The 24,210-nt window shown below is 45.1% G+C and carries 16 protein-coding genes; 7 read left to right on the top strand and 9 right to left on the bottom strand.

Annotated elements, in window-relative coordinates:
* Positions 1 to 173: 173 nt before the first annotated feature.
* A complete protein-coding gene (locus QT973_RS21815; RefSeq protein WP_333053920.1) occupies positions 174 to 407 on the bottom strand; it encodes a hypothetical protein in 234 nt (77 codons plus the stop codon).
* 221 nt (positions 408 to 628) lie between these two features.
* Between QT973_RS21815 and QT973_RS21810 the strand changes: the two genes are divergently transcribed.
* Positions 629 to 850: a helix-turn-helix transcriptional regulator gene (locus QT973_RS21810; RefSeq protein WP_333262932.1), complete on the top strand. Its 222-nt coding sequence runs from the start codon at positions 629 to 631 to the stop codon at positions 848 to 850.
* Positions 851 to 913: 63 nt separating this feature from the next.
* Here the strand turns inward: QT973_RS21810 and lipB are convergent, their stop codons facing one another.
* Entirely contained in the window at positions 914 to 1,597 is a 684-nt protein-coding gene (gene lipB / locus QT973_RS21805; RefSeq protein WP_333210900.1) for a lipoyl(octanoyl) transferase LipB, read from the bottom strand.
* A gap of 152 nt (positions 1,598 to 1,749) precedes the next feature.
* Between lipB and hpf the strand changes: the two genes are divergently transcribed.
* Positions 1,750 to 2,403: a ribosome hibernation-promoting factor, HPF/YfiA family gene (hpf, locus tag QT973_RS21800; protein WP_333053915.1), complete on the top strand. Its 654-nt coding sequence runs from the start codon at positions 1,750 to 1,752 to the stop codon at positions 2,401 to 2,403.
* Positions 2,404 to 2,887: 484 nt separating this feature from the next.
* On the top strand, positions 2,888 to 3,289 hold the full coding sequence (locus QT973_RS21795) for a hypothetical protein (RefSeq protein ID WP_333053913.1): 402 nt from the start codon (positions 2,888 to 2,890) through the stop codon (positions 3,287 to 3,289).
* A 322-nt stretch (positions 3,290 to 3,611) separates the two neighbouring features.
* On the opposite strand, the gene QT973_RS21790 is transcribed toward QT973_RS21795, so the two are convergent.
* From QT973_RS21790 to QT973_RS21780, 3 genes are all read right to left on the bottom strand, one after another.
* A complete protein-coding gene (locus QT973_RS21790) occupies positions 3,612 to 4,070 on the bottom strand; it encodes a peroxiredoxin (protein WP_333210896.1) in 459 nt (152 codons plus the stop codon).
* A gap of 248 nt (positions 4,071 to 4,318) precedes the next feature.
* Positions 4,319 to 5,215 carry a metal ABC transporter permease gene (locus QT973_RS21785; RefSeq protein ID WP_333275202.1) on the bottom strand — a complete coding sequence of 299 codons (897 nt, stop codon included), beginning with the start codon at positions 5,213 to 5,215 and terminating at the stop codon, positions 4,319 to 4,321.
* A 631-nt stretch (positions 5,216 to 5,846) separates the two neighbouring features.
* Positions 5,847 to 6,656 carry a metal ABC transporter ATP-binding protein gene (locus tag QT973_RS21780; protein ID WP_333210889.1) on the bottom strand — a complete coding sequence of 270 codons (810 nt, stop codon included), beginning with the start codon at positions 6,654 to 6,656 and terminating at the stop codon, positions 5,847 to 5,849.
* Between the two features lie 102 nt (positions 6,657 to 6,758).
* Here QT973_RS21780 and QT973_RS21775 point away from each other — a divergent pair, with 102 nt between their 5' ends.
* Positions 6,759 to 8,126, top strand: coding sequence for a metal ABC transporter substrate-binding protein (locus QT973_RS21775; protein WP_445243064.1), 1,368 nt, complete (start codon positions 6,759 to 6,761; stop codon positions 8,124 to 8,126).
* Between the two features lie 220 nt (positions 8,127 to 8,346).
* On the opposite strand, the gene QT973_RS21770 is transcribed toward QT973_RS21775, so the two are convergent.
* Genes QT973_RS21770 through QT973_RS21760 form a run of 3 tightly spaced genes read right to left on the bottom strand, consistent with a single transcriptional unit; the run spans position 8,347 to position 15,314 of the window.
* Positions 8,347 to 12,006: a helicase-related protein gene (locus QT973_RS21770; protein WP_333392152.1), complete on the bottom strand. Its 3,660-nt coding sequence runs from the start codon at positions 12,004 to 12,006 to the stop codon at positions 8,347 to 8,349.
* Positions 11,996 to 15,031 (bottom strand): hypothetical protein, encoded by a 3,036-nt coding sequence (locus QT973_RS21765; protein WP_333262945.1) that lies wholly within the window; start codon positions 15,029 to 15,031, stop codon positions 11,996 to 11,998. Before QT973_RS21765 ends, QT973_RS21770 begins: the two co-directional genes overlap by 11 nt.
* A 13-nt stretch (positions 15,032 to 15,044) precedes the next feature.
* Positions 15,045 to 15,314, bottom strand: a complete 270-nt coding sequence (locus QT973_RS21760; protein ID WP_333053901.1) for a YciI family protein — start codon at positions 15,312 to 15,314, stop codon at positions 15,045 to 15,047.
* 164 nt (positions 15,315 to 15,478) lie between these two features.
* Here QT973_RS21760 and QT973_RS21755 point away from each other — a divergent pair, with 164 nt between their 5' ends.
* Positions 15,479 to 16,048: a Uma2 family endonuclease gene (locus QT973_RS21755; protein WP_333053900.1), complete on the top strand. Its 570-nt coding sequence runs from the start codon at positions 15,479 to 15,481 to the stop codon at positions 16,046 to 16,048.
* 156 nt (positions 16,049 to 16,204) lie between these two features.
* On the opposite strand, the gene pheT is transcribed toward QT973_RS21755, so the two are convergent.
* Positions 16,205 to 18,676: a phenylalanine--tRNA ligase subunit beta gene (pheT, locus tag QT973_RS21750; RefSeq protein ID WP_333392150.1), complete on the bottom strand. Its 2,472-nt coding sequence runs from the start codon at positions 18,674 to 18,676 to the stop codon at positions 16,205 to 16,207.
* Between the two features lie 533 nt (positions 18,677 to 19,209).
* Between pheT and QT973_RS21745 the strand changes: the two genes are divergently transcribed.
* On the top strand, positions 19,210 to 20,841 hold the full coding sequence (locus QT973_RS21745; RefSeq protein ID WP_333053896.1) for a serine/threonine-protein kinase: 1,632 nt from the start codon (positions 19,210 to 19,212) through the stop codon (positions 20,839 to 20,841).
* 187 nt (positions 20,842 to 21,028) lie between these two features.
* The gene (locus QT973_RS21740) at positions 21,029 to 24,202 is read left to right on the top strand and encodes an MASE1 domain-containing protein (protein WP_333053895.1); all 3,174 of its coding nucleotides are present in this window, start codon (positions 21,029 to 21,031) and stop codon (positions 24,200 to 24,202) included.
* The last annotated feature ends 8 nt before the right edge of the window (positions 24,203 to 24,210 follow it).

Here is a 24,210-nt window from a genome sequence, read left to right as displayed (position 1 = left end):
TGGGATGGGCGTCCCGCCCGTCATGAGTGGACGGGCGGGACGCCCATCCCACTTTCAAGAGTGGAAGTTATTTAATTATCATTCCTAAGTGATTGGGTCGAGAATTAAGCCTGATGTTTTTGATAATTTAAGAACGATCGCACTTTGCTCAAGAAAGGGCGATCGCTCTTAAATTATTCTTTCCAGTAACGGGTTAAAATCCGCATTACTTCGCCTGCGATCGGGGACGGTAAAGGCGGGCTCCATTCACCAACTTCTGCAAAACCCAAAACGTGCAGCAGATTGATGAGGCTTTCGACTCCTTTGGGAATCCCGCAAATCAACAATCGGATCGGTTGCTTGCCGGTGGGTGCGTCGGGAATTTCTTCGCGCAGGAGTTCGGGAACTGACTTTGGCTGTGATATCATGAGTTTTAACTACACAATAGTCGGATAGCTATCGCCCTTGAGTTTTCGAGGCAAAGGGGCGATCGCTTTTCCGTTTTTACATCCTCAGCATAGTTCATTCGCTGCTGCAAGTCAAGCGATACGACTAAAAATATTGCCGATACGGCAACACACGTGTTAGTGAAGGTTGCAGGATGCTAACATCACCTTGCAAAGTCCTGGCTAGTAGTTGAGCACCCGCAGTGATCCGTTGGAAATTGGCAGTTGTAATGGCCGATCGCAATATCAGCAATAAAGAATTGGCGGCTAGAGTTGGGATGCACCCAACATCTGTTTCTAAAATCAAAACCCGCCGCCGGCTGACAAGAATTGATGAAACAACTCTTGATGCTCTGTGCAAAGCACTAAACTGCCAACCGGGCGATTTAATGGTGTATGAGGAAGACCAGCCCGATCGCACTTAAAAAACCGACTGCGATAGTTAGTAGTGTTGACAGCGACGCACCCTACACATTCGTGAAGCGAAGCTATCCCGTAGGGAATCGCACAATTTCCACTGCAAAAACGCGAGCAAACTCAGCGACAAGGATCGATCGCACTCGATCGACCTCAATTCCGGGGATAAACTGCTCTAAACTGCCAACAGGTCGATCGGGAATCCCGCAAGGTACAATTTGCCCAAAGCCGGCCAGATCGGGACAAACATTTAAAGCAAAACCGTGCATCGTAATCCAGCGGCTGACTTTAATGCCGATCGCCCCTAGCTTGCACCCATCCACCCAAACCCCAGTCATACCGGGAACCCGCGAACCCTTCAACCCCAAAACTTCCAGCACCCCCAGCAGCACTTCCTCCAACTGCCGCAAATACCAGTGCAAATCAGGCTGGTGACGGCGCAAATTTAAAATCGGATACCCCACCAATTGGCCCGGACAGTGGTAAGTCACCTCGCCGCCCCGCTCAACTCGGTGAAGTTCCGCCCCAGTTTGGCTTGGGTCAAATTTCAGAAATTCCAGCTTTGCTCCCATTCCCAAAGTGTAAACCGGCGGATGTTCCAGCAAAATCAGGACATCTGGCAAATCAGGCTTGTCGCGGCGTTCTTGCACGAGTTTTTGCTGAATTTCCCAAGCTTGGGAGTAGGGAACTTGTCCCCAATCGAGGAGCAAACAGGGTTGTGCATTTAACTGTTGAGGGATGAGAGGAGAAATCATGCAAAAAAGTCAATAGTGTTATTACGGAATATTGGCGCAGTTTAAATCAAGAATTGTCAACATATAATAAAAGATTTGGAAGATAAGTGTTTTCGAGAATACATAGTGCTACTGTATAAAATATACCGAAGTTACAGAAGGGAGGGAGCTCTATGAAGCTTGTTATCCAGGGTAAAAATATAGAAATCACCGATGCGATTCGCGAGTACGTCAATCAAAAGGTGGAAAAGGCAGTTAGCCATTTTCAAAATTTGACTACAGAAGTGGACATACATCTATCGGTGGCTCGTAATCCCAGGATCAATCCTAAGCAGACTGCTGAGGTGACAATTTATGCTAACGGCAGCGTTATTCGGGCTGAAGAAAGCACGGAAAGCCTGTATGCCAGCATAGATTTGGTTGCCGACAAGATAGCTCGTCAACTGCGGAAATTTAAGGAAAAACGCCACGACAACAAAATCCAGAGTAGTGTTAAAACGGTTACGGCAGTTGAAGAACATCCTGTAGTAGCGGATCTAATTGGCGATCGAACTCCCGAACTTCCTGCTGAGGTGGTACGGACTAAGTATTTTGCTATGCCTCCAATGACTGTGCAACAAGCTTTGGAACAATTGCAGATTATCGATCACGATTTCTATATGTTCCGTAATGCGGAAACAGACGAAATTAACGTACTCTACGAACGCAAGACTCACGGTGGCTATGGAGTTATCCAACCCCGGCACAGCAACGGTAACGGTAATAGCAAAAATGGCAAAACTGCCGAAAGCGCTACATCTGAAAAATCGAGTGTTGCAAAAAGCTAGATAATTGCTGAGTGCTAATTGTTAATGGCTGCAAGTCGTTAGCAAAAAAGGACTAAAGTCCTTACTACGAACCACGAGTTTTTAGTAAGGACTTTAGTCCTTTCTTGGTTTTTTAGAGAATCATGACTGAGGTGCTGACTACGAACAAGTGGTAAAATCTGTCTTTACCAGCTAGCTGTATCTCGCGACTAAATCTTTCGCTGCTTGTCGGTGTTTTTCTACCAAACTCGGCGGGGAAAGCACTTGGGGGCTATCCATATATCTTTGCACCCACAGACTGAATTCGTTCTCTGAGCGATCGGGCAAATCTATCTGATAATTAACATACAGCAGCTTGCCAAAACTGTCCCTGGGCCGTTCCTTAATTTTTTGTCGCGGGTGTCGCAGATATCCCTCTAGACTCCTTGCGCTGTCTGGGGTGTAGAATGGAGGTGAAACTAATTGAATGGAATGTATGCGGAAGTTAGTTTTCTCAGATACAGAAATGTTTTATCGTGAGCTAAAGACAGCCTTGGAGCAAAGTGAGCAAGTTGAAGTTATTACAGACTACGAGCGATATTCAGACCTTCCAGAGAAGTTAAAAACCATTTTTGAGTTACACAAGAACAAATCGGGAGAGTGGGTAAATATAGCTACAGGCGCATTCATCCCTTCTTCTGCTGGAGTTACTACAATTAACTACTCTGCCCTCTATATTTTTGCTGGTGCTGGTGCAGGTGCTATTCTTGGATTTATAGTTGGTGGCCCTGTTGGAGCAGCAGTTGGCGCTGGTATCGGAGCCTTAGCTGGAACTGTTGCTGTTGCGACATCAAGCGGAAGGCATCATGTAGATATAGAAATTGAGGCGAATGGTAAACTCCGGCTTAAGATTAGCCCAATCGATTGAACAACGTGACACTCCCCACTCGCTGGGGAAACTAATTGAATGGAAAGTTTGTTAACTCTGGGGTCAAGTTTGATAATCTGTGTTGGTGATCCCCACTGGCTGGGGAAACTAATTGAATGGAAACTGACCTGCATCGGCGCAATGGTCGCACCAAATTTGTTGGCCCAACTCCCCACTCGCTGGCGAAACTAATTGAATGGAAACGCGCGGCCTGCACTGCGATTTTCGCGCCAATATCGAAGAAACCGGGTTTTTTAGCTAATCTGCTAGATAGCAAATCATTTTCGTAAAAAAACCCGGTTTCTGGCCACCCGCGCGCCACCTAACTTTTAATAGCTTCCAAAGTTTTGAGTGCTTCTGCAACGTGTGCTTTGAAGTCTAACATCGAGTCAAAAATATGCTTGACAATGCCTTCTTTGTCAATGACATAAGTTACTCTACCGGGCATAATCCACAGGGTAGCTGGAACTCCGTATAATTGCCGAACTTTGTTGCCAGTATCGCTCAGCAGTGTAAAGGGTAGCTGATATTTGGCAGAAAATTGCTGGTGCGATTGTTGCGAATCTTCGCTAATTCCTATGACTTCTGCGCCTGCGTCTTTGAAGACTTCGTAGCTATCTCGAAAAGCGCAAGCTTGAGTCGTGCATCCGGGTGTGTCGTCTTTGGGGTAAAAGTAGACTATGACGTTTTTTTTACCTTTAAAATCTTTGAGGCTGACTGATGTGCCAGTTTGAGATGGTAAGGTAAAATCGGGTGCGGTGTCTCCTACTTTGACGCTCATGTTTTTTTAACTTAGTAGATTTGTTGGCGTGAAATTTTAACTTTTGTTATTGTACTGTTTTTTTGAGCAATAGTTCGCAGTTGCGATCGCCCGATTCGGGAGTATCTGAGATGTTGCACCATTCTCAATAAGCTTTTTAGGAACAGGCTTTTCGGCCTGTTCCACAAAGAGTGAATTTTCTTGTGGAACAGGCATCTTGCCTGTTAAGCGAGAATTGTGCAAGATGTGAGTTACTACAAAGTTATTTGTTATCTGCCTTTGGTTAAATTTTTTAATTCCCGCCAGATTGGAGGAATTTGGCCGGAGTGTGTGCGGGGCTGGGTGAGGATTCCTTGAGTCGGACTGAACAGTAATGATAGCACAAATAATCCCGATGCAACTAAAACTATTGCGGGGCCGGATGGCAAGTTATAAAAGTAGCTGAGATACATTCCGCTAATGCTGGAAATAACTCCGATTATTGCGCCTAAAATCATTACTTGGTGCAGACGAGTGACTAGGAGATAGGCGGTACTTGCAGGTGTAATTAATAGGGACAAGACTAGCACGACGCCAACGGCTTTGAGGCTGGCAACTATGGTGAGGGCGATGAGTACCATCAGTCCGAAGTTGAGCAGGTTTACTGGTAAACCTGTTGCTTGCGCTCCTAATGGATCGAATGTGTAAAATAGCAGTTCTTTGTAAAAGAATACTACAACTAATAAGACTACGGCGACTATGACGGCTGTGTCGATCGCATCTTGGGCGGTAACGCCGAGGATGTTGCCGAAAAGAAAGTGGTTGAGGTCGATTTTGTTGTCTTTTTGGACGATCGTAATTAGGGTGATGCCGAGGGCGAAGAAGGCTGAAAAGACGATGCCCATTGCCGCGTCTTCTTTGATTGTCGATCGAGCTTTGATCCAAGCTATGATTACTGTACTCAAAACTCCGGCAATGAAAGCGCCGACAAAGATATTTGCTCCGAGGATAAATGCGATCGCCAATCCGGGCAAAACCGAGTGGCTGATGGCGTCTCCGAGCAAGGCCAGCCGCTGTACCATTAGGTAGCTGCCGACGATCGCGCAGACGATGCCGACTAGAATGGCAATTACGAGCGATCGCTGCATGAATCCGTACTGCAACGGCTCAATTAAGGTTTGTATCATAAAATTATCAAATCAAAGTTAACTAATGACTAACAACCAAAGCAACCCGGTTTGAGCCGAGATGTTGCACCATTCTCAATAAGCTTTTTATGAACAGGCAAGATGCCTGTTCCACAAAGAGTGAATTTTCTTGTGGAACAGGCATCTTGCCTGTTCTTGAGAATGGTGCAAGATGTGAGTTTGAGCCGAGATTTTCGTTGCCCAATTCAAGATTATCAAAAAAACCGGGTTCAAGAGTGTAACTCCTAGATTATTGACATACTCACCGACCTGAAGGTGCGGTGATTCCTAAGCCTCACAGCTTAGGTTTCTGCTTCTTAGCAACTGCCTCTACCCACAAGGAGATTTGGTCTTACGTTCGCTCCACAGACTAACCCCGCAAGCCCTGCGGTTTTATGTGTCGAATACCAACAAAAATCTTTGTTGTTTGATTCTAGGGGTGGACTGCCCATTGCCCTGTCCTCTTTTCCCGGTCTACCGATTTTTCTTCCCCGTTGCAGTCATTGCAAGCTTTGGTGTTAGGGTTTATGTCTCCATCGTCGCGGGTGGGTCATTGACCAATTATATTTTAACATAAAGCCGTCCTAAAAGGACGGGGTTTCTACCCAATTTTTTAATGACTGCTGGCTAATTAAGCTGCTTGTCCGGCAAAGAACATTACTTGTCCGCCGTAGGCGCGGTAAAGGTTTTCTTTTGTTAGGACTTCTTGGCGGGAACCAGCGGCAATCAATTCTGTATTGAGCAAAATTAAATCGTCAAAATTGGTGATTGATTCGCCTAAGTCGTGGTTGACTACTAAGACTATTTTTCCGGCATTTGCTAGCTCGTGGAAGATGTCAAAAATAATATTTTGAGTTTTTTGGTCAACGCCGACAAACGGCTCATCAAAGCAGAAAATAGCGGCTTCTTGGGCTAAGGCTCTAGCTAGAAATACTCGCTGTTGCTGTCCGCCGGAAAGTTGTCCGATCGGTCTGTCTTTGTAAGCACTCATGCCTACTCTTTCTAAGGCATCGGCAGCGGTGCGGCGGCTAGCTGCGGAGAAGCGGCGAAACCATCCGGCTTTTCTGACTCTTCCCATCATCACGACATCCCAAACTGTGGCGGGATAGTTCCAGTCAATTTGCGATCGCTGGGGCACGTAGGCTACTGTTTCGAGTCGATCGGCGATCGCTTCTTCGCCCCAGGTAACAGTGCCGCGATCGGCGGGAATTAAGCCCAACATTGCTTTGATTAGGGTGCTTTTGCCGGCACCGTTGGGGCCAATAATACCCGTCAGCCTTCCCGGTTTGACGGAAAGATTGATATCTCTGAGTGCCTCTACCGTGCGGTAGTTTACTGCTAAGTGCTTAACAGCGATAATTTCAGTGTCCGTAGCGCTGTCTTTGAGGTGGCAAACCATTTTAGACCAAGGATTCTCGTTGGGCAAGGCGGCGGTATTCATGGCGGTGAGTCTATCTCCTTTTTATTAAGTTTACTGTAAAAATGAAAAGAATATGAAATCATCGGTAAATAGGAATAATCTGGAACGCACGAGAGGTAGATAATGGGACAGTGCAAGCTCGAAACCCCTCAAACCATAGGTTTGGCGGCGAAAATCTCAAGTCGGTTAAAACTGATATCTTCCACCCTTCTCAAGAACGGGCAAGATGCCCGTTCCACAAAGAGTGAGTTTTCTGGTGGGGTGGGCATCCTGCCCGTCAAGAACGGGCAAGATGCCCGTTCCACAAAGAGTGAGTTTTCTTGTGGGGTGGGCATCCTGCCCGCCCAGAACGGGCAAGATGCCCGTTCCACAAAGAGTGAGTTTTCCTGTGGAACAGGCATCTTGCCTGTTCCTAAACAAGTTATTGAGAATGGTGCAAGATGTGAGTTAAAACCGACGGCGATTGTGAAGCAATCCGATAAAGGGGAGTTTAGCCGTGAGTCGGGGATTGAAACCGCCGCCCCTGGATGGGACAAGTCCAAGGCATTTTGGATTAGAACTATTGCTTGCGGCATTTTGACTGTGGGTTTATTTAGTTGCGCTCAAACCCAGGGCGATCGCCTCTCTCCACAGGCAGATGCTAAACCCAAGGTAGTTGCTACCAGCACAATTATTGAGGATTTGACCGATCGAGTAGCGGGCGACGAAATTCAGTTAACAGGAATTTTGCAGCCGGGAACCGATCCTCACGTTTACGAACCGGTGCCAAAAGATTCTCAAGCTTTAGAACAAGCTAACTTAATTTTGTATAACGGTTACAATTTGGAACCGGGATTAATTAGAATGATGAATGCCGCCGGAATTAAGGCGAGGAAATTAGCAGTGGGGGAAGTTGTCAAGCCTTTGCTACTGAATAAAGAAGGCAATACTGTACCCGATCCGCACGTTTGGGGAAATGTGGAAAATGCCGTTCAAATGGTGGAAGCGATTCGGGATGCGCTAATCGAACTGTCGCCGGAAGATCGGGAGAAGTTTACGCAGAATGCTGTGAAACTTACTGAAGAGTTAAAACGCTTGGATAGTTGGATAGAACAACAGATTAAAACTATTCCCGAAAATCAGCGCAAATTAGTCACAAGTCACGATGCTTTTCAATATTACAGCCGCGCCTACGGATTGGGAGAGGCTAACAGTTTGATCGGGATTAGTACCGAGGAACAGCCGAGCGCTCAAACGGTGCAAAAGTTAGTAGAATCGGTGAAAGCTGCGGGAGTTCCTGCTATTTTTGCCGAAACTACAATTAACCCGCAACTGATTAGAACAGTGGCGGAGGAAGCGGGGGTGAAATTGGCGGCGCAGCAACTTTATTCCGATTCGATTGGAACCCCCGGAAGCGAGGGTGATTCTTATGTGAAAATGATGTCGGCTAATACTCGCGCCATCGTCGAAGCTTTGGGGGGGAAATACACGCCGTTTGAAGTTAGCAAGTAGCAAGTAGGGTGCGTCAATCGATTTTAGATTTTAGATTTTAGATTTTAGATTGAAGCCTTGACCCCACGGATAAATTGGGGGGCGTGTTTATCGGATACAGGTTTTCTATTTCTGGACGGATGAATCCGGGGGCTTGTATCCTGATGCTTTCGGTCATCCTTGATTCCCAATCTAAAATCTAAAATCTAAAATCTAAAATAGTCTGACGCACCTACAAGTTTCAGTTTACCTGCTTCGACAAAATTAAATTGAGCACGTTCAATTCGTTGGAACTTAAAAGATATTTATCTGTAAAAATCTTTTCTCGACTTTGCTCTAAACTGTAGCTTCTAAACACGATAAATGGGAAATCTCGATACTTGTGTCCGATCGGCATTACACTGTCTATAGGGTAGATCGATCGCACATAAGCCGACAAAATATCCCGAAACCGCCTGTCTTCCGGTTCTTCCAGTTGGCTGTCAGCAAAATACTCCTGCATTTCCTCCCCGCTGACAAAAGCAAACAGCGGTATGGCATAATAGCGATCGAACTGCTGACTCTGCTCTTCAAAATACTGAGTTTTCTCGACTTCGCTGTTGAGAAATTGCAAAAGCTCGATCGCACCTCCTCTAATGGCCGATCGTACATTCTCCGGGGACGAATCGCTATCCCTAATTCGATACATTTTGTCCAGCAACTTCTTCTCTAGACATTCCTTAATTTCTCGATGAAGCCGAATCTGGTACGTTTCTACCAAATTTTGCTTAGCTAGAGGTACGAGCAACAAACTACCGCAAACATGACCGAGTTCTAAATTATCATAGCTCAACAAACCATCAAGAGGATTGCACTTTTCCAAAAACTTACGATTAAAATCGTCCCGCATTTCCAGATAAAAATCGCTCTTTTGACGAGAATTATCAGAATTTTTCAAAACATAATCCCCGCGACTCAAAAGCTGTTCCAGGCTCGTATAAACCTCCTTAAACAACATATTGCCTCGCTGGCTCTCGCTCTTTAATGTCTTAATTAGAGAAGCCATTTTGCTGCTAAAAGTATCCCCAACTGCGGAAACCGACTTACCGCCGATGGGAATCATCAAAAACTTTTCCCTACCTAAATAACCGTATCCCGAAATTCGCGTCATCACCGCCGTCTTCAGAATTAGCAATAAATTCAACAAACTCAATTTGCTTTCTTGCAGGGAAAGTTCCGCATCATCAGCGTAATAAACTGCGGTATCAGATAGGTAAAAAACTAATTCTTTGTCTTCACCATCAAGGGTTTTACCGTTGTCATATTCTCCGCGTCCCCGATAAATCACCTGTATGATTTCCATCAGATTTTTCTCAATTTGGAAGCGGGGAATATCCACTAAAATATGCTTAGTTTTTGGGAAAGAAAGTCCGCGACTTCCCGATGCAGTCATAAAGATTACTTTAGCTGTATTTTTGTATTTATGTATTTTTTCTTTCTCCTCTTCCGAGATATTCGCGTGAATTTCCAGATAATCGGTAAACTGCTCAAACTTTTCGCGACTAGCTTTAATTTTTTCAATTAATTCGGCTAATCTTTGCTTGTTTTGAATATATACTATAATTTGTTCCACACCGGGGATTGCTAATCGCTGATTGATATCCTCAATTATTTCAGATTGTACCCGCTTTACTAAATTACTATTTTGTTTTAGAGGCGCATCTTCACTGTATTTAACAGTTTCGACAAATACCTTATAAGTTATCTCTAAACTGCGCGCAGGGTAGGAATTCGCATTAATCACCTTTGCAGCTAGATTGTTAAATTTAAAAGGAATAACTTGTAAAGGTTGAATTTCTTCCGAATCTTTCGCTAACTTTTTAAAATAGATTTTGTCCGGTTCCGGTGACGTGTTATCAAGGTGCTGTTTAATCACATCGCAGTCCACAATCGAAGCATCTGCGACAATAATTTTAGTATTAAAACCATGTTCCAGCTTGTGTAACTCATGTTTTTTGACAATCTTGCCAATTCCGGCTAAAAACTCAACGCCACCATCATCTCCCGTAATTTCATCTATCATAATAAAAATATGTTTGATGCGACTGGATATTTCTTGCATTTTTCCAGAAATAACTTTTTTTGCGATTTGATTGTAAGTATCTTGAAATATTTTTTCTAAATGCTCTAGGGTATTTTGTCGGTTTTCTTTCATCTTCACCGATTGAATAGAAACTGTAGCTACGATATTACTAGATACCTGCTCATTGATCAGCGCGTATATACCTTCGCAAATGCTCTTGAGCACTCCATTTCCTTTGGGGTTAACGGGTTTAATTACTGTTTCTCCCTTTTTTTCAAGTTCTGATTGATGATATTCCTTCCTCTGAATTTCTGAATTATCCTTGAGGTAGCGAACAGTTTTTTTGGTGAAATCTTTGCGATAGCTATTCGATGCGTACTTGACGGTACAGTGTCCTGAATTACTTTTGATGATATCGGCGTTAGTGTTGATACAAAATAATCGATCGTCGCACAGCAAACCAGTATTTTTATCTTTGAATTTTTCGATAATATCCAAGTTTACTTGCTTGCGGGGACTGACGTACAGAAATAAGAAACCGTCGTCGATATGGCTGCTTAGGAAATTGGCGATCGCAGTTGTTTTCCCAATTCCCGGATTCCCCGTCAAAAAGATATAACTTTCATCAGATTGAAGCGCTTTCACAATCAATTGAGCATGAGCATTTCTCAGATGTAATCCGCGATCGATTTGCAAATCATTTGCCAGTTTATCTGATATAATATCTATGGAATTAGCAAAATTATCAATCCGCTCTGTATGAGGTACAGGTTCAGTGACATTTTTACCAATTCCTAACAGAGCATCAACAAAATTTTTGCCTTCTTTAAAACTGCGAGCCGCGTTTAGTTGAACAACATCCAAAACTTCGCTGCGAGCATCGCTAATCTCTTTACCTTTCGCTTCATTCTGGTAAATTTGGGCACAAGTTGCTAATAACTTAATTTTGTCCTTGCGTAGGGAAATAGCGCTAATATTGCGATCGCCATAACCAACCACATTAAACAAAACCTCAGCATCTTGTCCCAGAATACCTGTTTGTTGCAGAAATCCATAGAAGCTGTGAGCGTAGCTACCCGCCTGAATCAGCTTAGCGCTTTCCTTATCCTTATACTTAAAAGCTGTAAAATAGCGTTTTAAATCCTCCGAGAAATCCACACCTAAAGTGCTGGTATCCATCCGCAGATTAGAAAACACACTTTTCGATCGCAAATAGCTAATTTCTCTCATCAAATATTTTCGTATCACCTCTATTTCATTGATATCCTCCGGTTTTGGAGCTAGCGTCGGAGAAAACACAGACAAATCAACGCAGAGAATTCTAAACTCATTTCCATACTGTAACAACATCAGCGTATCAGCCTGCAAAAACTCACCCTTTTTCGAGTAGCGGCGGATGTACGAGTTAATCTCATCATCTGATAAACTAAGTTGGGCAGTTGTCAACTGAGACAATAGCTCTTTAAACGCTTCTTTATCACCCTTGTTATAGGTTCTGATACTGTTAGCATCACTAAAACTGCACTGACAATACACAATTTTCAACCGCTGCAAATTCCAGCCAGTAGAGTTGACGTACTCCCGGAAAAAATTCAACCCACCCAAAAAACCTTTTTGGACAAAGAACAAACTCCATTTTTCAACTATTTCAGCATCTAAACTAGCCAGCAGATTGGCTTCTCTAACGATTTCCGCCGTCATCTTTGGCAATTTGAGTTTATGCAAATCTAGACGATAGGAATCACCAAAATTATGAGCTATATTTTCCCGCTGAATATATGCCAGAATCCCGATATTAAATCCCACCTCAAACAGCCGCCCAAAATCTTCACCAATCATGATTAATACCTCCCTCACCGACATTCAATACTTCTCTTACCTTATTCAAAAATGCCAGGGAATTAAAATCTGTGCTACCGCCAGCATGACTAAATATAGACAAAGCACCAACCGATTCATCGCCAATAATTCGCTCGTAGGGGTCAAGTTTTAAACTAATATTGTGACGAGCTTCATACCGAGAAAAGTGGAATATTGTTAGATAATGTAGCAAAGTATTTTTGATTGCACCATCATAAATCAAACCTTCACGAATATCTTGATCGTCTAGGATACCTTGATAGATATTCAACAGAGTCGAGTAAGAAATCACACCGTTATAAAAGTTTTTTTCCTCCCTGACTCTAATTCCGTTAAACAAGTTGAAAAACATCACAGCTTGCTGACTGGTATCTGCAAACAAGCTTTCAAGCTCCATTGCATCCTGAATATAAAAGGATTTTCCCTTATCGCCGAGGAAACTGCGGACATAGTATTTGTCAAAGAATATCGGATAAATTTTGATATCTCGGCGCTCTCCTTTCAAAGTTCGGAGCAATTTTTTTGACATGAAAGACAATTCCTCATCTTCCTCAGTCTTGGTAATATGCAACCTACTCATGTAAGGTGCTTGGGAAATATATGCGAAATTTCGATATCCTTGCTGATAAAGCTGGCTCATGACATCTTCAAGGATTAACGGCTCAGAATAAAGACGACTGACACTGTAATTTTCGGAAAGTGTTTTCAGCATTTCAACTTGAATTGTGCTATCGTCTAGGCGATTGATACCGACAACTTCTCCGATTAAACTAGCTTGTCTTTGGAAGCGGTTTTGATTACCTTTTTTCGCATCACTATCTCGACTGGAAACAACAATAATTGCTAACTTGTCTAACTCGGAAGCTAGCTGAACATTGTCGTCGAAGCGAAACTTTTTAGGAAGGATTGAATACAGGGAACTCAAGCCGTTACGAATTGTGAAACCATTGGGCGTTTTTCTAATCCGAAATCCTTGAGAAGTTGAGCGTTGTTTTTGACTCAAAACATGAGACAACGTTTTGGAAAGATTGGCCATAAATTTTTCTGACGGCGAAGGGTTTTTGTCGTCGCCTTCGTGAAGTCTCACCATCGGAATAAATAAGTTGCCCGCAGTATTTTCAAGCAATATCCTCAGACAGATATAGGACAGCAGCAGCATGGTAAACTTATATACAAAAATCGCGGCAGGTTGTAAACCTTTATCACCGCTGTCTAGTCGTCTGTTGTTATACCGGAATAACAGCAACTTATACTGCTTGAAAAAATTGTTATATGCACTCATCCGACTTTCGGGAACTGAAGCTACAGGCAAAACATCGACATCTTGGATATTGTATTCCATGCTGAAATTTTGGCGTTCATCAGTAGGAAAATAGCGGACATCTTCTATGGTGATATTGACTGGTAGCTGACAAATAGATCTTTCATCGACACTAGGATCTTTGACGGTAATATAATGGAGCGTTTGCTTGTAATTTCGCTCCATAATTTCATTAAAAAATTTACCAGTAGTCAAAATATTGTCAATATCCTCTACCAGACCAATTTTGAGGTTTACGTGTCGCGTTTCTGTTCGGGTTGGTAAAATTGTTTGACGCTCCAGAAAGCCTTTTAGCATTCTTCTCAGATGCGTAATTTTGTGCTTTATATTAAACTGATTAAATCCTTTAATAAAGTTGCGAAATAGCTCTCTTTTTGCCTCATCATCAGAACCTTGTAGGACTGGCAATACTCTTTGCTCAAATATGGCGATCGGCTGATAATTGAACTCAGATTCAGGATCGTAATCTTTTGCTAGTGGATTGCTGCGGGAAGCAAACACAAAATAGTATAGTAATGCTATTTTAAACACCTTGCGGACGAAGGTTTCGCTATTAACATCTTCGGCAAATTCTGCTTGATGTTCTTCACTGTCTGGATTTAGCAGATTTAGATAATATTCAAATACATCTTTTCCACCGCGCGCTTGAACTGAGTTATCAAATTTGACTTTGAGTCCAAAAATAAACTTACGTTCGTTACGAGCATTGTCGGTACTTTCTCCCAAATAACCTTCTACAATGGCAATAATTGGCAGAAAATCTAAGGCTTCCGCTCTCGCAAATATCTCTCTGTAATTAACTCTAATACCAGCATAATTAACCTCGTGATCGCCATCAGATTTACTTGGATCGTTGATATAATCTTCTATCAATCTGAGGCGACGAATCAAGTCTTGTAAGTAGATGATTCCTACAGTATCTGTACTGCTATCGCGAATGTGTTCTAGCAGATAGTCCAAATAAATAATCTTAGCTTCTTTGTTAATTTTCCCCAAAGTTTCTTTATCTACCAGTCGGATTAATTTGTGAAAATCCGAGTCAGGATTTTTAACCATCTCATCAAGACGGTGGTTAAGGTCTTCTTTCTCACTGCTAGTCTCGGCATTTTCATTGATATAGTTTTGCAAACCCTGCTTGAGTTCTTGTTCAAAAATATCAGTATTTCGGACGGCAACGGTCAATTTATGCAATTTTAAAGCTGCATGGCTTCCAGTACCTCGGCTTTCCAAAGTTAGCCTTTCTTTTTGTAAAGAAGTGTGGCGGGTGCCAAAATCGTATTTAAAGCCTAACTCTTGGCCGTTTCCGCGAAAATAGGGTGAGTCTAAGGGACTAATCAAACTAGCGACAAACCTTTCAATCGAGGTATTTTGAGGCAGTTTAGATTCTAATTGCTGCCGCAAACACTGTTGAATCTGTCTAACTTGACTGCCAAAACGCTCCTCAATTTCCGGCGGTAAGTTAACAGTGGCAGAATCTGCTTGGGGTTCAAAAGAACCCAAGGGTTGCCGCACTTGCTTGTTGGAAACATCCGCAGCAATGGTGTCAATATCAATTAGCAAGCGGCGGCTGTCTTCTGATACGCTAAACGGGTTTTTAGTCTGCAATGTTTCTAAAATCTTGTCCAGCAAATCGCCATAGTCTACTGGCACTAAATCGCTGGCATCCAATCTTAAGATGTTCACCCTGTTAACTCCTTTAAAAAGCTTGAATCCATTCTTTCACGTCGTACTCAGTCCAAACCCCATTTACCCAATAAGGATCGGATTCCACCAATTGTCGCACGGCCGCCTCATCTTCCGCTTCGTAAATTGCAAAAACTTTTGTTAAATCTTTTGTAGGCCCGATCGTACTTAACACGCCCGATTCCTTCTGCTTAGCCAATCCGGCTAAATGAGCGTCTCGAAACGGAGCGCGTTTTTCGAGAACGTCTTCGCAGTAACTTCCCCACATCACATATTTGGTCATATTTTTTAGCCTTAGATGAATTTGTTTAAAAGTTATTGTACAATAATAGTAGCAGGATTTGACGAGTTTTTATAGGGTAAAATTGATTAACCGCAGAGGGCGCAGAGGTCGCTGAGGAAGAGAGGGGAAGAAGAGAGAGGTTTGTTAGAGAGAAGGAGGTTACTATGACTTTATTAGACATTCGTCTGCTGACAGTTCATGAATATGACCGGATGACGGAAATTGGTATTTTTGACGAAGATGAACGGGTGGAATTACTAGCAGGACAGATAGTAAAGATGGCAGCAAAGGGAACAGCTCACGGTGCGGCGATTGCGCGCACGAAGATATTATTGGATAACCGTTTAGGAGAACAGATTTTTGTGCGGCTGCAAGACCCGGTTCGGATGAATAATTACTCGCAACCTGAACCGGATATTTCTGTAGTTATACCAGATCCACTTTACTATGAAGACCACCATCCAATTCCTTCAGAAATTTATCTGATTATTGAAGTTGCGGATACTACGCTGAGAACGGATTGCGGGATTAAAGCGAAAATTTATGCTGAGTCGGGAATTACTGATTATTGGGTTTTGGATGTGAATAATCGGCAACTCCACGTTTTTCGAGAACCGAGTCAGGATGGTTATCAAAGTCGGGTGATTCTTGCGGATGGTGATAGTATTTCTCTTTTGCGGTTTCCTGATAGTTCTTTTTTTGTGCGGGAGATGTTGCGGCCGTTAAGTTATTAACTTGTTCAACAAATTTAGGACTCGCTTGGCCACAGAAACCGGGTTTCTCTGTTAATAGTTGGTTGATGGCGGTACATCTTGGAAGAAACCCGGTTTCTTAGTCTTTGCGTGTAAGAAATCGAGAGAGGGCAGGCACTTTTAGCACCGCCCCTACAATTAGCTTCTCAAACTAACGCCGAATTTCTCAACTAAAACATCGCGCACTTTTTGTTGGGCCGGTTCGACATCGGTTTCGCTCAAAGTTCGATCGCCCGCGCGGTAAATTAACCGAAAAGCCAAACTGCGCTGTCCCGCCGGTACGTTGTCGCCCCGATATTCGTCGAACAATTCCACTGAATCCAGCAAACTACCCGCCGCCTTTTTCATCGCACTCTGCATCTCAACAACCGGAACTTCAATCGGTGCGAAAAACGCAATGTCTCTGTCAGAAGCGGGGAAACTCGAATAATTCGCGAATTTGCGAGTTAAGTTGTGCGATCGCCCTAATTCACCCAACAGCACCGCTAAATCTAATTGAAACACGTAAACCTGCTCAGGCAAATCCTTTTCCTGCTGCAATTGCGGGTGCAACTGTCCAAAAACCCCTAAATGTTTCCCGTTTAACGATAACGCAGCCGTGCGGCCAGGATGCAAGCGTGTATTAGAGGAATCGCTTTGATATTCCACCGACAAACCCAACTCTTGAAATGCGCTTTCCAAAATACCTTTTGCCTCAAACCAAGTCAAAGGTCGATCGCGCCCTCCCTGCTGCCATTTCCACACAGTCGGATCGCCGCCAATAATCCCCGCAACTGCATCGGCTTCCTTCTTTGTGGGGAGTAGGGGTTGGGCATCCTGCCCGCCCTCTTCCTTCCAGAAAATGCGGCCGACTTCAAAACCGTTTAGTGCGCCATTTCCCTGTTCCAAATTGTACTGGAAAGCATCAATCAAACCCGACAGCATTTCTGTCCGCAAAGCCGAATACTCCACAAACAGCGGATTCGCCAGCACCACCTGATTGTCTCCCTCTGTTTTCACCAAAGAATAGTGCATCAACTCCGTCAAACCGGCCGCCCGAAAAGCAGATCGCACATTCCGAATTGCCGCGTATTCCGGTGACAGATAACCGGGTTCCGTTTTGCTGGGCAAAGTATCGCAGAAATTGTCATAACCGTGGAGTCTGGCAACTTCTTCAATTAAGTCAATTTCCCTTTCTAAATCGCGGTAACGGTAAGGAGGAACAGTTATCCCAAACACCCGTTCTTTTTCCGTTGGAACAACTTCGCATCCCAAGGCTGTCAGAATATTTTTTACCTCTTCCGGTTCCAGATATTTAGAACCGCCCGTTTGTCCTCTTTTCAACTGCCCCAAAACCAGATTTACTCGGTCTAAACGCAATTCGAGCGATCGCGAAAAACTCAAATCCTCGCCCGAACTCGCCGTTTTCTGCACCGTCGCAGTGCCTCCAGCCAACTCCAAAATTAGGGCAACAGCGCGGTTGCAGGCCGTCGTCAAGGCCGCCTGATTCACCCCCCGTTCGTAGCGGATCGAAGCCTCGCTCCGCAGGCCTTGAGCGCGCGCAGAACGGCGAATCGTTGCCTGGTCAAAAATCGCGGCTTCCAAAACTAAATTTTGCGTTCCTTCGTGAACTTCCGTATCTTCGCCACCCATTACCCCAGCTAAGGCAACAGGTTTGTCGCTAGCCGTAATTAACAGATTTTGAGCTTGCAAATTGCGGTTTTGTCCGTCCAAAGTTTTGAAGGATTCCCCTGATGAAGCAAAGCGGACGCCGATGCTGATATCTTGAGTACCCGTGAAAGATTGTAGGCGATCGCGATCGAAAGCGTGCAGCGGTTGTCCCCATTCCAGCAAAATGTAATTAGTTACGTCAACTACATTATTAATTGGCCGCACTCCCGCCGCCTGCAACCGCTGCTGCAACCAAGCTGGAGAAGCAGCAATTTTCACACCTTCAATTGCCGTGCCGATGTAAATCGGGCATCCTTGCGGTTCGGATATTTCTACTGCCAAACCAGGAGTTTCTTTGCCCTCAATCGCCACACCATTCGCTTCGGGAATTCTCAAACTCGCCCCAGTCAGCGCCGCCACTTCCCGCGCTACACCCACCATGCTCAAAGCGTCAGCCCGGTTGGCCGTTGCTGTCAAGTCTAAAATCACGTCATCTAAACCCAAAAGCGGGCGAATATCGCTGCCCAATTCGGGATTTTCTAACTCAAAAATGTGAATCCCGGCTGACTCTTTAGATAGTCCCAATTCTGCCAGGGAACAAATCATTCCTTCGGAAGGAACGCCCCGCAATTTAGCAGGTTTAATCTTTAAATCAATAGTCGATAAATAAGTGCCGACAACAGCGACAGGCACGTAAATGTCTGCTCTAGCGTTGGGTGCGCCGCAAACAATATTCAAAGCTTCACCAGAGCCGACATCCACTTGACAAACTCTCAATTTGTCTGCATTCGGATGCTGTTCGCAGGCGATGATTTTGCCCAAAACTACACCGCTTGCCCACGGGCGGCGGTCTTCGATATCTTCGACTTCAAACCCGGCCATTGTCAGGGTTTCGGCTAATTCTTCCGGGGATATCGACACATCCACCAATTCCCGCAGCCAGTTTAGAGAAATACGCATAATTTAGTCAGTAGTTAGTTGTCAGCGATCGGTAGTTATTAGTCATTAGTCTGCGCCGGCAGGCTTCGACTGTGCAGTCACAGAATTGATTCGGCAAAGCCTTTACTACCATAATAATTTAAATTTGTCAATAGTTTTGCGGTATACATAAGCAAAAACGAGCGATCGGCCCAAAGGTAGATGTCTACTGGGGGATGAGTAGCATTCTCATTCCGAGAATGAGGTATGCTAGATACATCTAACAAGGCAAAAAGCACTTAAGTTTAGAAAGACTTTACACAAAAAAGCACAACTTTAGCAAGTCTTTAAACTATCTTCAAGGATAATCAACCGAAAAAACTCACTGCAGCGAGATAATCAAAATAGGGAAAAGATATCGGCATAAAAGACTTAGGTGCAATTCCAATTCGCAATCGAAGGCACGGCTTGCCGAAACCTGATAGATTAGTATGTCTACCAGAAGCAGGAACAGGCTATTTGTGCAGTCGAGCGGCGCTGACAAGATCAGAACAACATAGGCAAACTCAATCAATATGAGCTACTGCGTAAATCCGGGCTGTCCCCATCCTCAAAACCCTGCTGACTCTATTCTTCAGTGTCAGACTTGCGGCGCGCGGTTATTGCTGCGCGCTCGCTACCGAGTTATTGAACCGTTAGGACAAGGAGGTTTTGGAGCTACTTTTCTGGCAAAAGACATCTCTTTGCCCGGTCAACCGAGTTGTGTAGTCAAGCAACTGCGACCCAGTAGTTCGTCGCCGCGAGTTTTAGAAATGGCGCGGGAATTATTCAAGCGAGAGGCAAAAACCCTCGGCCAACTGGGCGACCACCCGCAAGTACCGAGGCTGCTAGACTATTTTGAAACCGAACAGCAATTTTACTTAGTTCAAGAGTATGTTAGAGGCTCGACTTTGAAACAAGAAGTCAAGCACTCAGGCCGTTTCAACGAATCTGACGTTAAAAATTTTCTATTAGAAATTCTGCCAGTAGTGCAATATATCCACAGCCAAGGAGTAATTCACCGAGACATCAAACCCGCAAATATTATTCGCCGAGTTCAAGACGGGCACTTAGTTCTGATTGATTTCGGAGCGGTAAAAGACCAAGTTAGCCAAACAATATTATTAGACCCCGCCGACCAAAGCGCCAACACGAAATTTTCAGTCGGCACATTTAGTTTTGCTCCGCCGGAACAAATGGCGCTGCGGCCGATATTTGCCAGCGACATCTACGCGGTGGGGATGACTTGCTTGTACTTGTTGACAGGAAAGTCGCCCAAGGATTTAGATTTTGATGGAGTAACCGGCGAAATTGTTTGGCAGCCCCACGTTCAGGTCAGCGCATATTTTGCGCGGATTCTCGAAAAAATGCTAAAGCCGATGGTTGGCCACCGCTTCCAATCGGCAGCAGATGTCCTCAGAGCTCTCTCTGGCGAATTTGAAGACCCAAGTCTTGTCGATGGCTTGGCAACTCAATTCAACGGCTCTTCTCGTACTGTTGAAGAACCGACAATATTTAATGACGAGGGTTCTTCGTGGTCACCGCCGAGGAGTAAAATTAATCAAGATTTACGATCGAACCACACCCGCGCTGGTAGAACTTCCTTGGGCCAATCTGGGAACACGGGGATGCAGCCCAGAGTTTCCCGGACTCTGGCTGAGTCCGGCAGAACTTTCGGAACGGTTGGACATTCTAGCGACAATTTAGCAGCGTCAAAGGTATCGAAAGTTGCTCCTAAGTGGGACACCAACAGCTTGCGAGCGGCATATTTTAAAGGCAAGCGCGATTTTGCTGACTGCGAACTGTCTGGCCTGCAACTGCAAAAATTGCAGTTAGCGGGAAGTAATTTTTATCAGGCTAGGTTGGTGAAGGCAAATTTGCAAGCAGCGGATTTGTCGGGGGCGAATTTGGGTCACGCCCGGTTAATTCAGGCGAATTTGCGAGATGCTAATTTGACTGAGGCTTATTGCAGCACTGCCAATTTTGAAGGGGCGGATTTCCGAGGTGCTGACTTGACGGGGGCTTATTTGACTAAGGCGAATTTGCGGGGAGCAAATTTGTGCGGGGCGAATCTTACCAACGCTACAGTTTCTGACGAACAACTGGCAATGGCAAAGACCAATTGGCTTACTGTTAAGCCGGATGGTAAGCGGACTTTTGGATTTTAAGCAGTCATTTGTCAGTAGTCAGTAGGCAGTAGGCTGTAGGCAGTTGTCATAAGTTAACAGTCAACAGTCAACAGTCAACAGTCAACAGTCAACTCCCCCAGTCAGGTGAGTCGTCAGGAGGAAGTTCGATCGCCGATCGGCCGCCTAAATTAAAAACTAGGAATGGAGGATTCGATCGCACCTAAACATGAAACTGCTCAACCGCCGCACTCGAACGCTTCTGTACACCGGCATCCTGGCGCTGGCCTACTTTGTTACCGGAAAACTCGCAGCGTCGATGCTGGGACTGGTGAAAGCCGAAGCCTCCCCCGTGTGGCCGCCCGCCGGTATTGCTCTAGCGGCACTGCTACTGCAAGGGCGACGGATGTGGCCGGGAATTGTCCTCGGTTCAGTGCTGTTAAACTCTACCGGCGGTGTACCGTCGGCTGTCATTGCCACATCGGCCTTTAGCGTCACCCTGCAAGCGCTGGCTGGAGAGGCTTTGCTGACTTGGAGCGGATTTTCTACTAAACTCGATCGACTGCGAGATGTTCTGGCTTTAGTAGCGGGGGCTGTCATCGGGTCTACTTTACTAGGCTCTATCCTCGGCAACTTGGGTACGTGCATTTTTGGTTGGGCTCAGTGGAGCAATTTCTCTCGCAACTGGTGGACTACGTGGCTGGGAGACGGTATGGGAATTTTGATTGTGACGCCTGTGCTCCTGACTTTGAACCACGCGGTTAACAGTTTTAAATTTCCACTCAAACTGAGATGTTTCATTATTCTCAATTACTTGTTTAGGAACAGGCAAGATGCCTGTTCCACAAGAGATGAATTTTCTTGTGGAACAGGCATCTTGCCTGTCCTTGATAATGGTGTAAAATGTGAGATAAAACCTGGGATTATTTCAAGTTTAAAAACATTTTTTAACTGGGACAGTTACCCATCACAAGTTACAAATTATTCCAGGAGATTTTCGGCAAAGTCAAACCGCTATAATCTTCTATTTTTAATTGTTAATTATTCCGAAATCGCGCTCTGGCTGACTCTCTTGCTGAGCGTGAGCTGGCTGTTTTTTTGCTCAAAAACACAAGCGGCTATCGCTCTGTATCCGCTGGAGTATCTGCCTTTTCCTCTGATAGTTTGGGCCGCTCTGCGGTTTCAACCGGCAGGAGCGATTTTTGCTTATTCGATCGTCTCTTACATCGCGATTTGGGGAGCAGTACAGGGAGGCGGCCCGTTTTTGGCCAAAAGCGATAATCTCAAACAGGCGGTTTTATTTTTACAAGCTTTTACCGGTACGATCGCCCTTGTGGCTCTGATGTTGGCCGCCGCCGTAGCAGAACGCCAGCAAGCGCTCTTTGAGGTGCGCCGCACGGCGGCCCGGCTGCGCGATCGCGAAGCTAGTTTAGCCAACGCTCAGCGCATCGCTCAGTTGGGAAATTGGGATTTAAATTGCGCCGCCCTCACAGCAACTTACAACTGCCAAGAATCCGCAGAACATCATATATCCCATATCGAATTGCGGTGGTCAAACGAACTTTACCGCCTCTTGGGTTTTGCTCCTGGAACTGTCAAACCGACACCATCCGTTTTTTTGCAAGCTGTACATCCAGAAGACAGAGAATTGGTGGCGCGATCGCAGCGCCAAGCTATGTTGGAACGCCAAGCCTATTGCATTAACTACCGAATTGTGCTGCCAGATGGCTCCGAACGCACTGTCTGCGAACAGTCGGCAATTGAGTCAGGGGCGATCGCCGCCACAGTCCAAGACGTTACCGAACGCCACCGCGCGGAAACCGCTTTGCGGGCGTCCTCCGATCGCGATCGCTTGCTCTCAGAAATCGCCCTGCGAATTCGCAACTCCCTCGACCTCGAAGAAATTCTCAATACTACTGTTGCCGAAGTCCGGCAATTTTTCAAGGCAGACCGCGCTTTCATCGGTATTGTGGACACGGACGGGGTAAATCTTCCTAGCCCGGTGTACGGTAAGGTTGTGGCTGAGTCTGTGGGAGGCCAATGCCGTTCTCTTTTGGGGTGGGTACTCGCTGACGAGAATCAGCTCGAAAACCAGAAAACTTTTTATGCTAACAACCGCGTCCGAGCTATCTCCGATACTGCTAGCGTTCAACAGAGCGTTCCAATTGCCCAATTGTACAGCGATTATCAAATTAGAGCGACGTTAAATGTGCCGATCTTCCTGGGGGATGAATTGTTCGGGATCTTGGCCGTCAACCAGTGTTCCGGGCCCCGCCAGTGGCAGGAATTTGAAATTGATTTGTTGGAAAAACTCGCTACCCAAGTGGCGATCGCCCTACAGCAAGCCCAACTTTTGCAGCAGGTAAAAGCTCTCAATGCCAACTTGGAATCTCAAGTGGAGGAACGCACCCGCCAACTACAGCAAAAAATGCACGAGTTGCAAGAAAGCAACCGCCTGAAAGACCTATTTTTGCACGCAGTTTCTCACAATCTCCGCACTCCTGTTATGGGAATGTTAATACTGCTGAAAAATTTGCTCAACAAATCGCCCTCTGACTCTCTACAAGATGTTCCGGTTTCTCGATCGATTTTGCAGCGCATCGTTCAGGCCAGCGAACACCAGTTGACTATGGTTAATACCCTGCTCGACGCTCACGCTAGCGAGGTGAAAGGGATTGTTCTCCATACTGTACCGCTGCATTTGCCGTCTTTAGCTTCAGCCATTGTTGCCGATTTAGAACCGATGCTGGCCAAAAATCAAGCAACTTTGACGTTTGAAATTCCGGCGGATTTGCCACAAGTCAATGCCGATCGCCAACACTTGCAGCGGGTGCTAGAAAATCTGTTGACTAATGCTATTAAACACAATCCTCCGGGAGTCAATATAACTTTTAAAGCCGAGGTAATTGAAGTTGAAACAGCGCTAAGTTATGAAGAAAATTCCCAGGCTTTAACATCTCCAACTACTCAGATTGCCCGCTGTATCGCTAACCGGATACCTGCTGCGGGCGATCGTCCTAGGATGGGCGAAACCACCCAGAAAAATCAGGAAACCCTGGCCAAATTCAACCTCGACGGCAGTTGCAAAATGCCCCGCTATCAGGGCCAAATTGGCAATATCGGCAGCAAATTGCCGGGTGTCACCGTAAAAATGGTTCGCTGTACTGTAACAGATAATGGAGTGGGAATCAGCGCCAAACAGCGGGAATCTTTGTTTGAACTTTACGTTCAAGACCCTAATAGCCGACAATTAACAGGGTTGGGTTTGGGATTGTACCTCTCCAAGCAAATTATCAAAGCTCACGGCGGCTCGATCGGCGTCGAAAGCACTCCCGGCGGTGGTTCGACTTTCTGGTTTTCGCTACCTGTTGTCAACTCGGACGATCGATCTTTGTCAATCTAAAATCTCAA

The organism is Microcoleus sp. Z1_A1 (assembly GCF_036700305.1).
Taxonomy (GTDB): domain Bacteria; phylum Cyanobacteriota; class Cyanobacteriia; order Cyanobacteriales; family Microcoleaceae; genus Microcoleus.
Note: the sequence above shows the minus strand (reverse complement) of the source record. Positions and strands in the feature narration are given on the sequence as shown.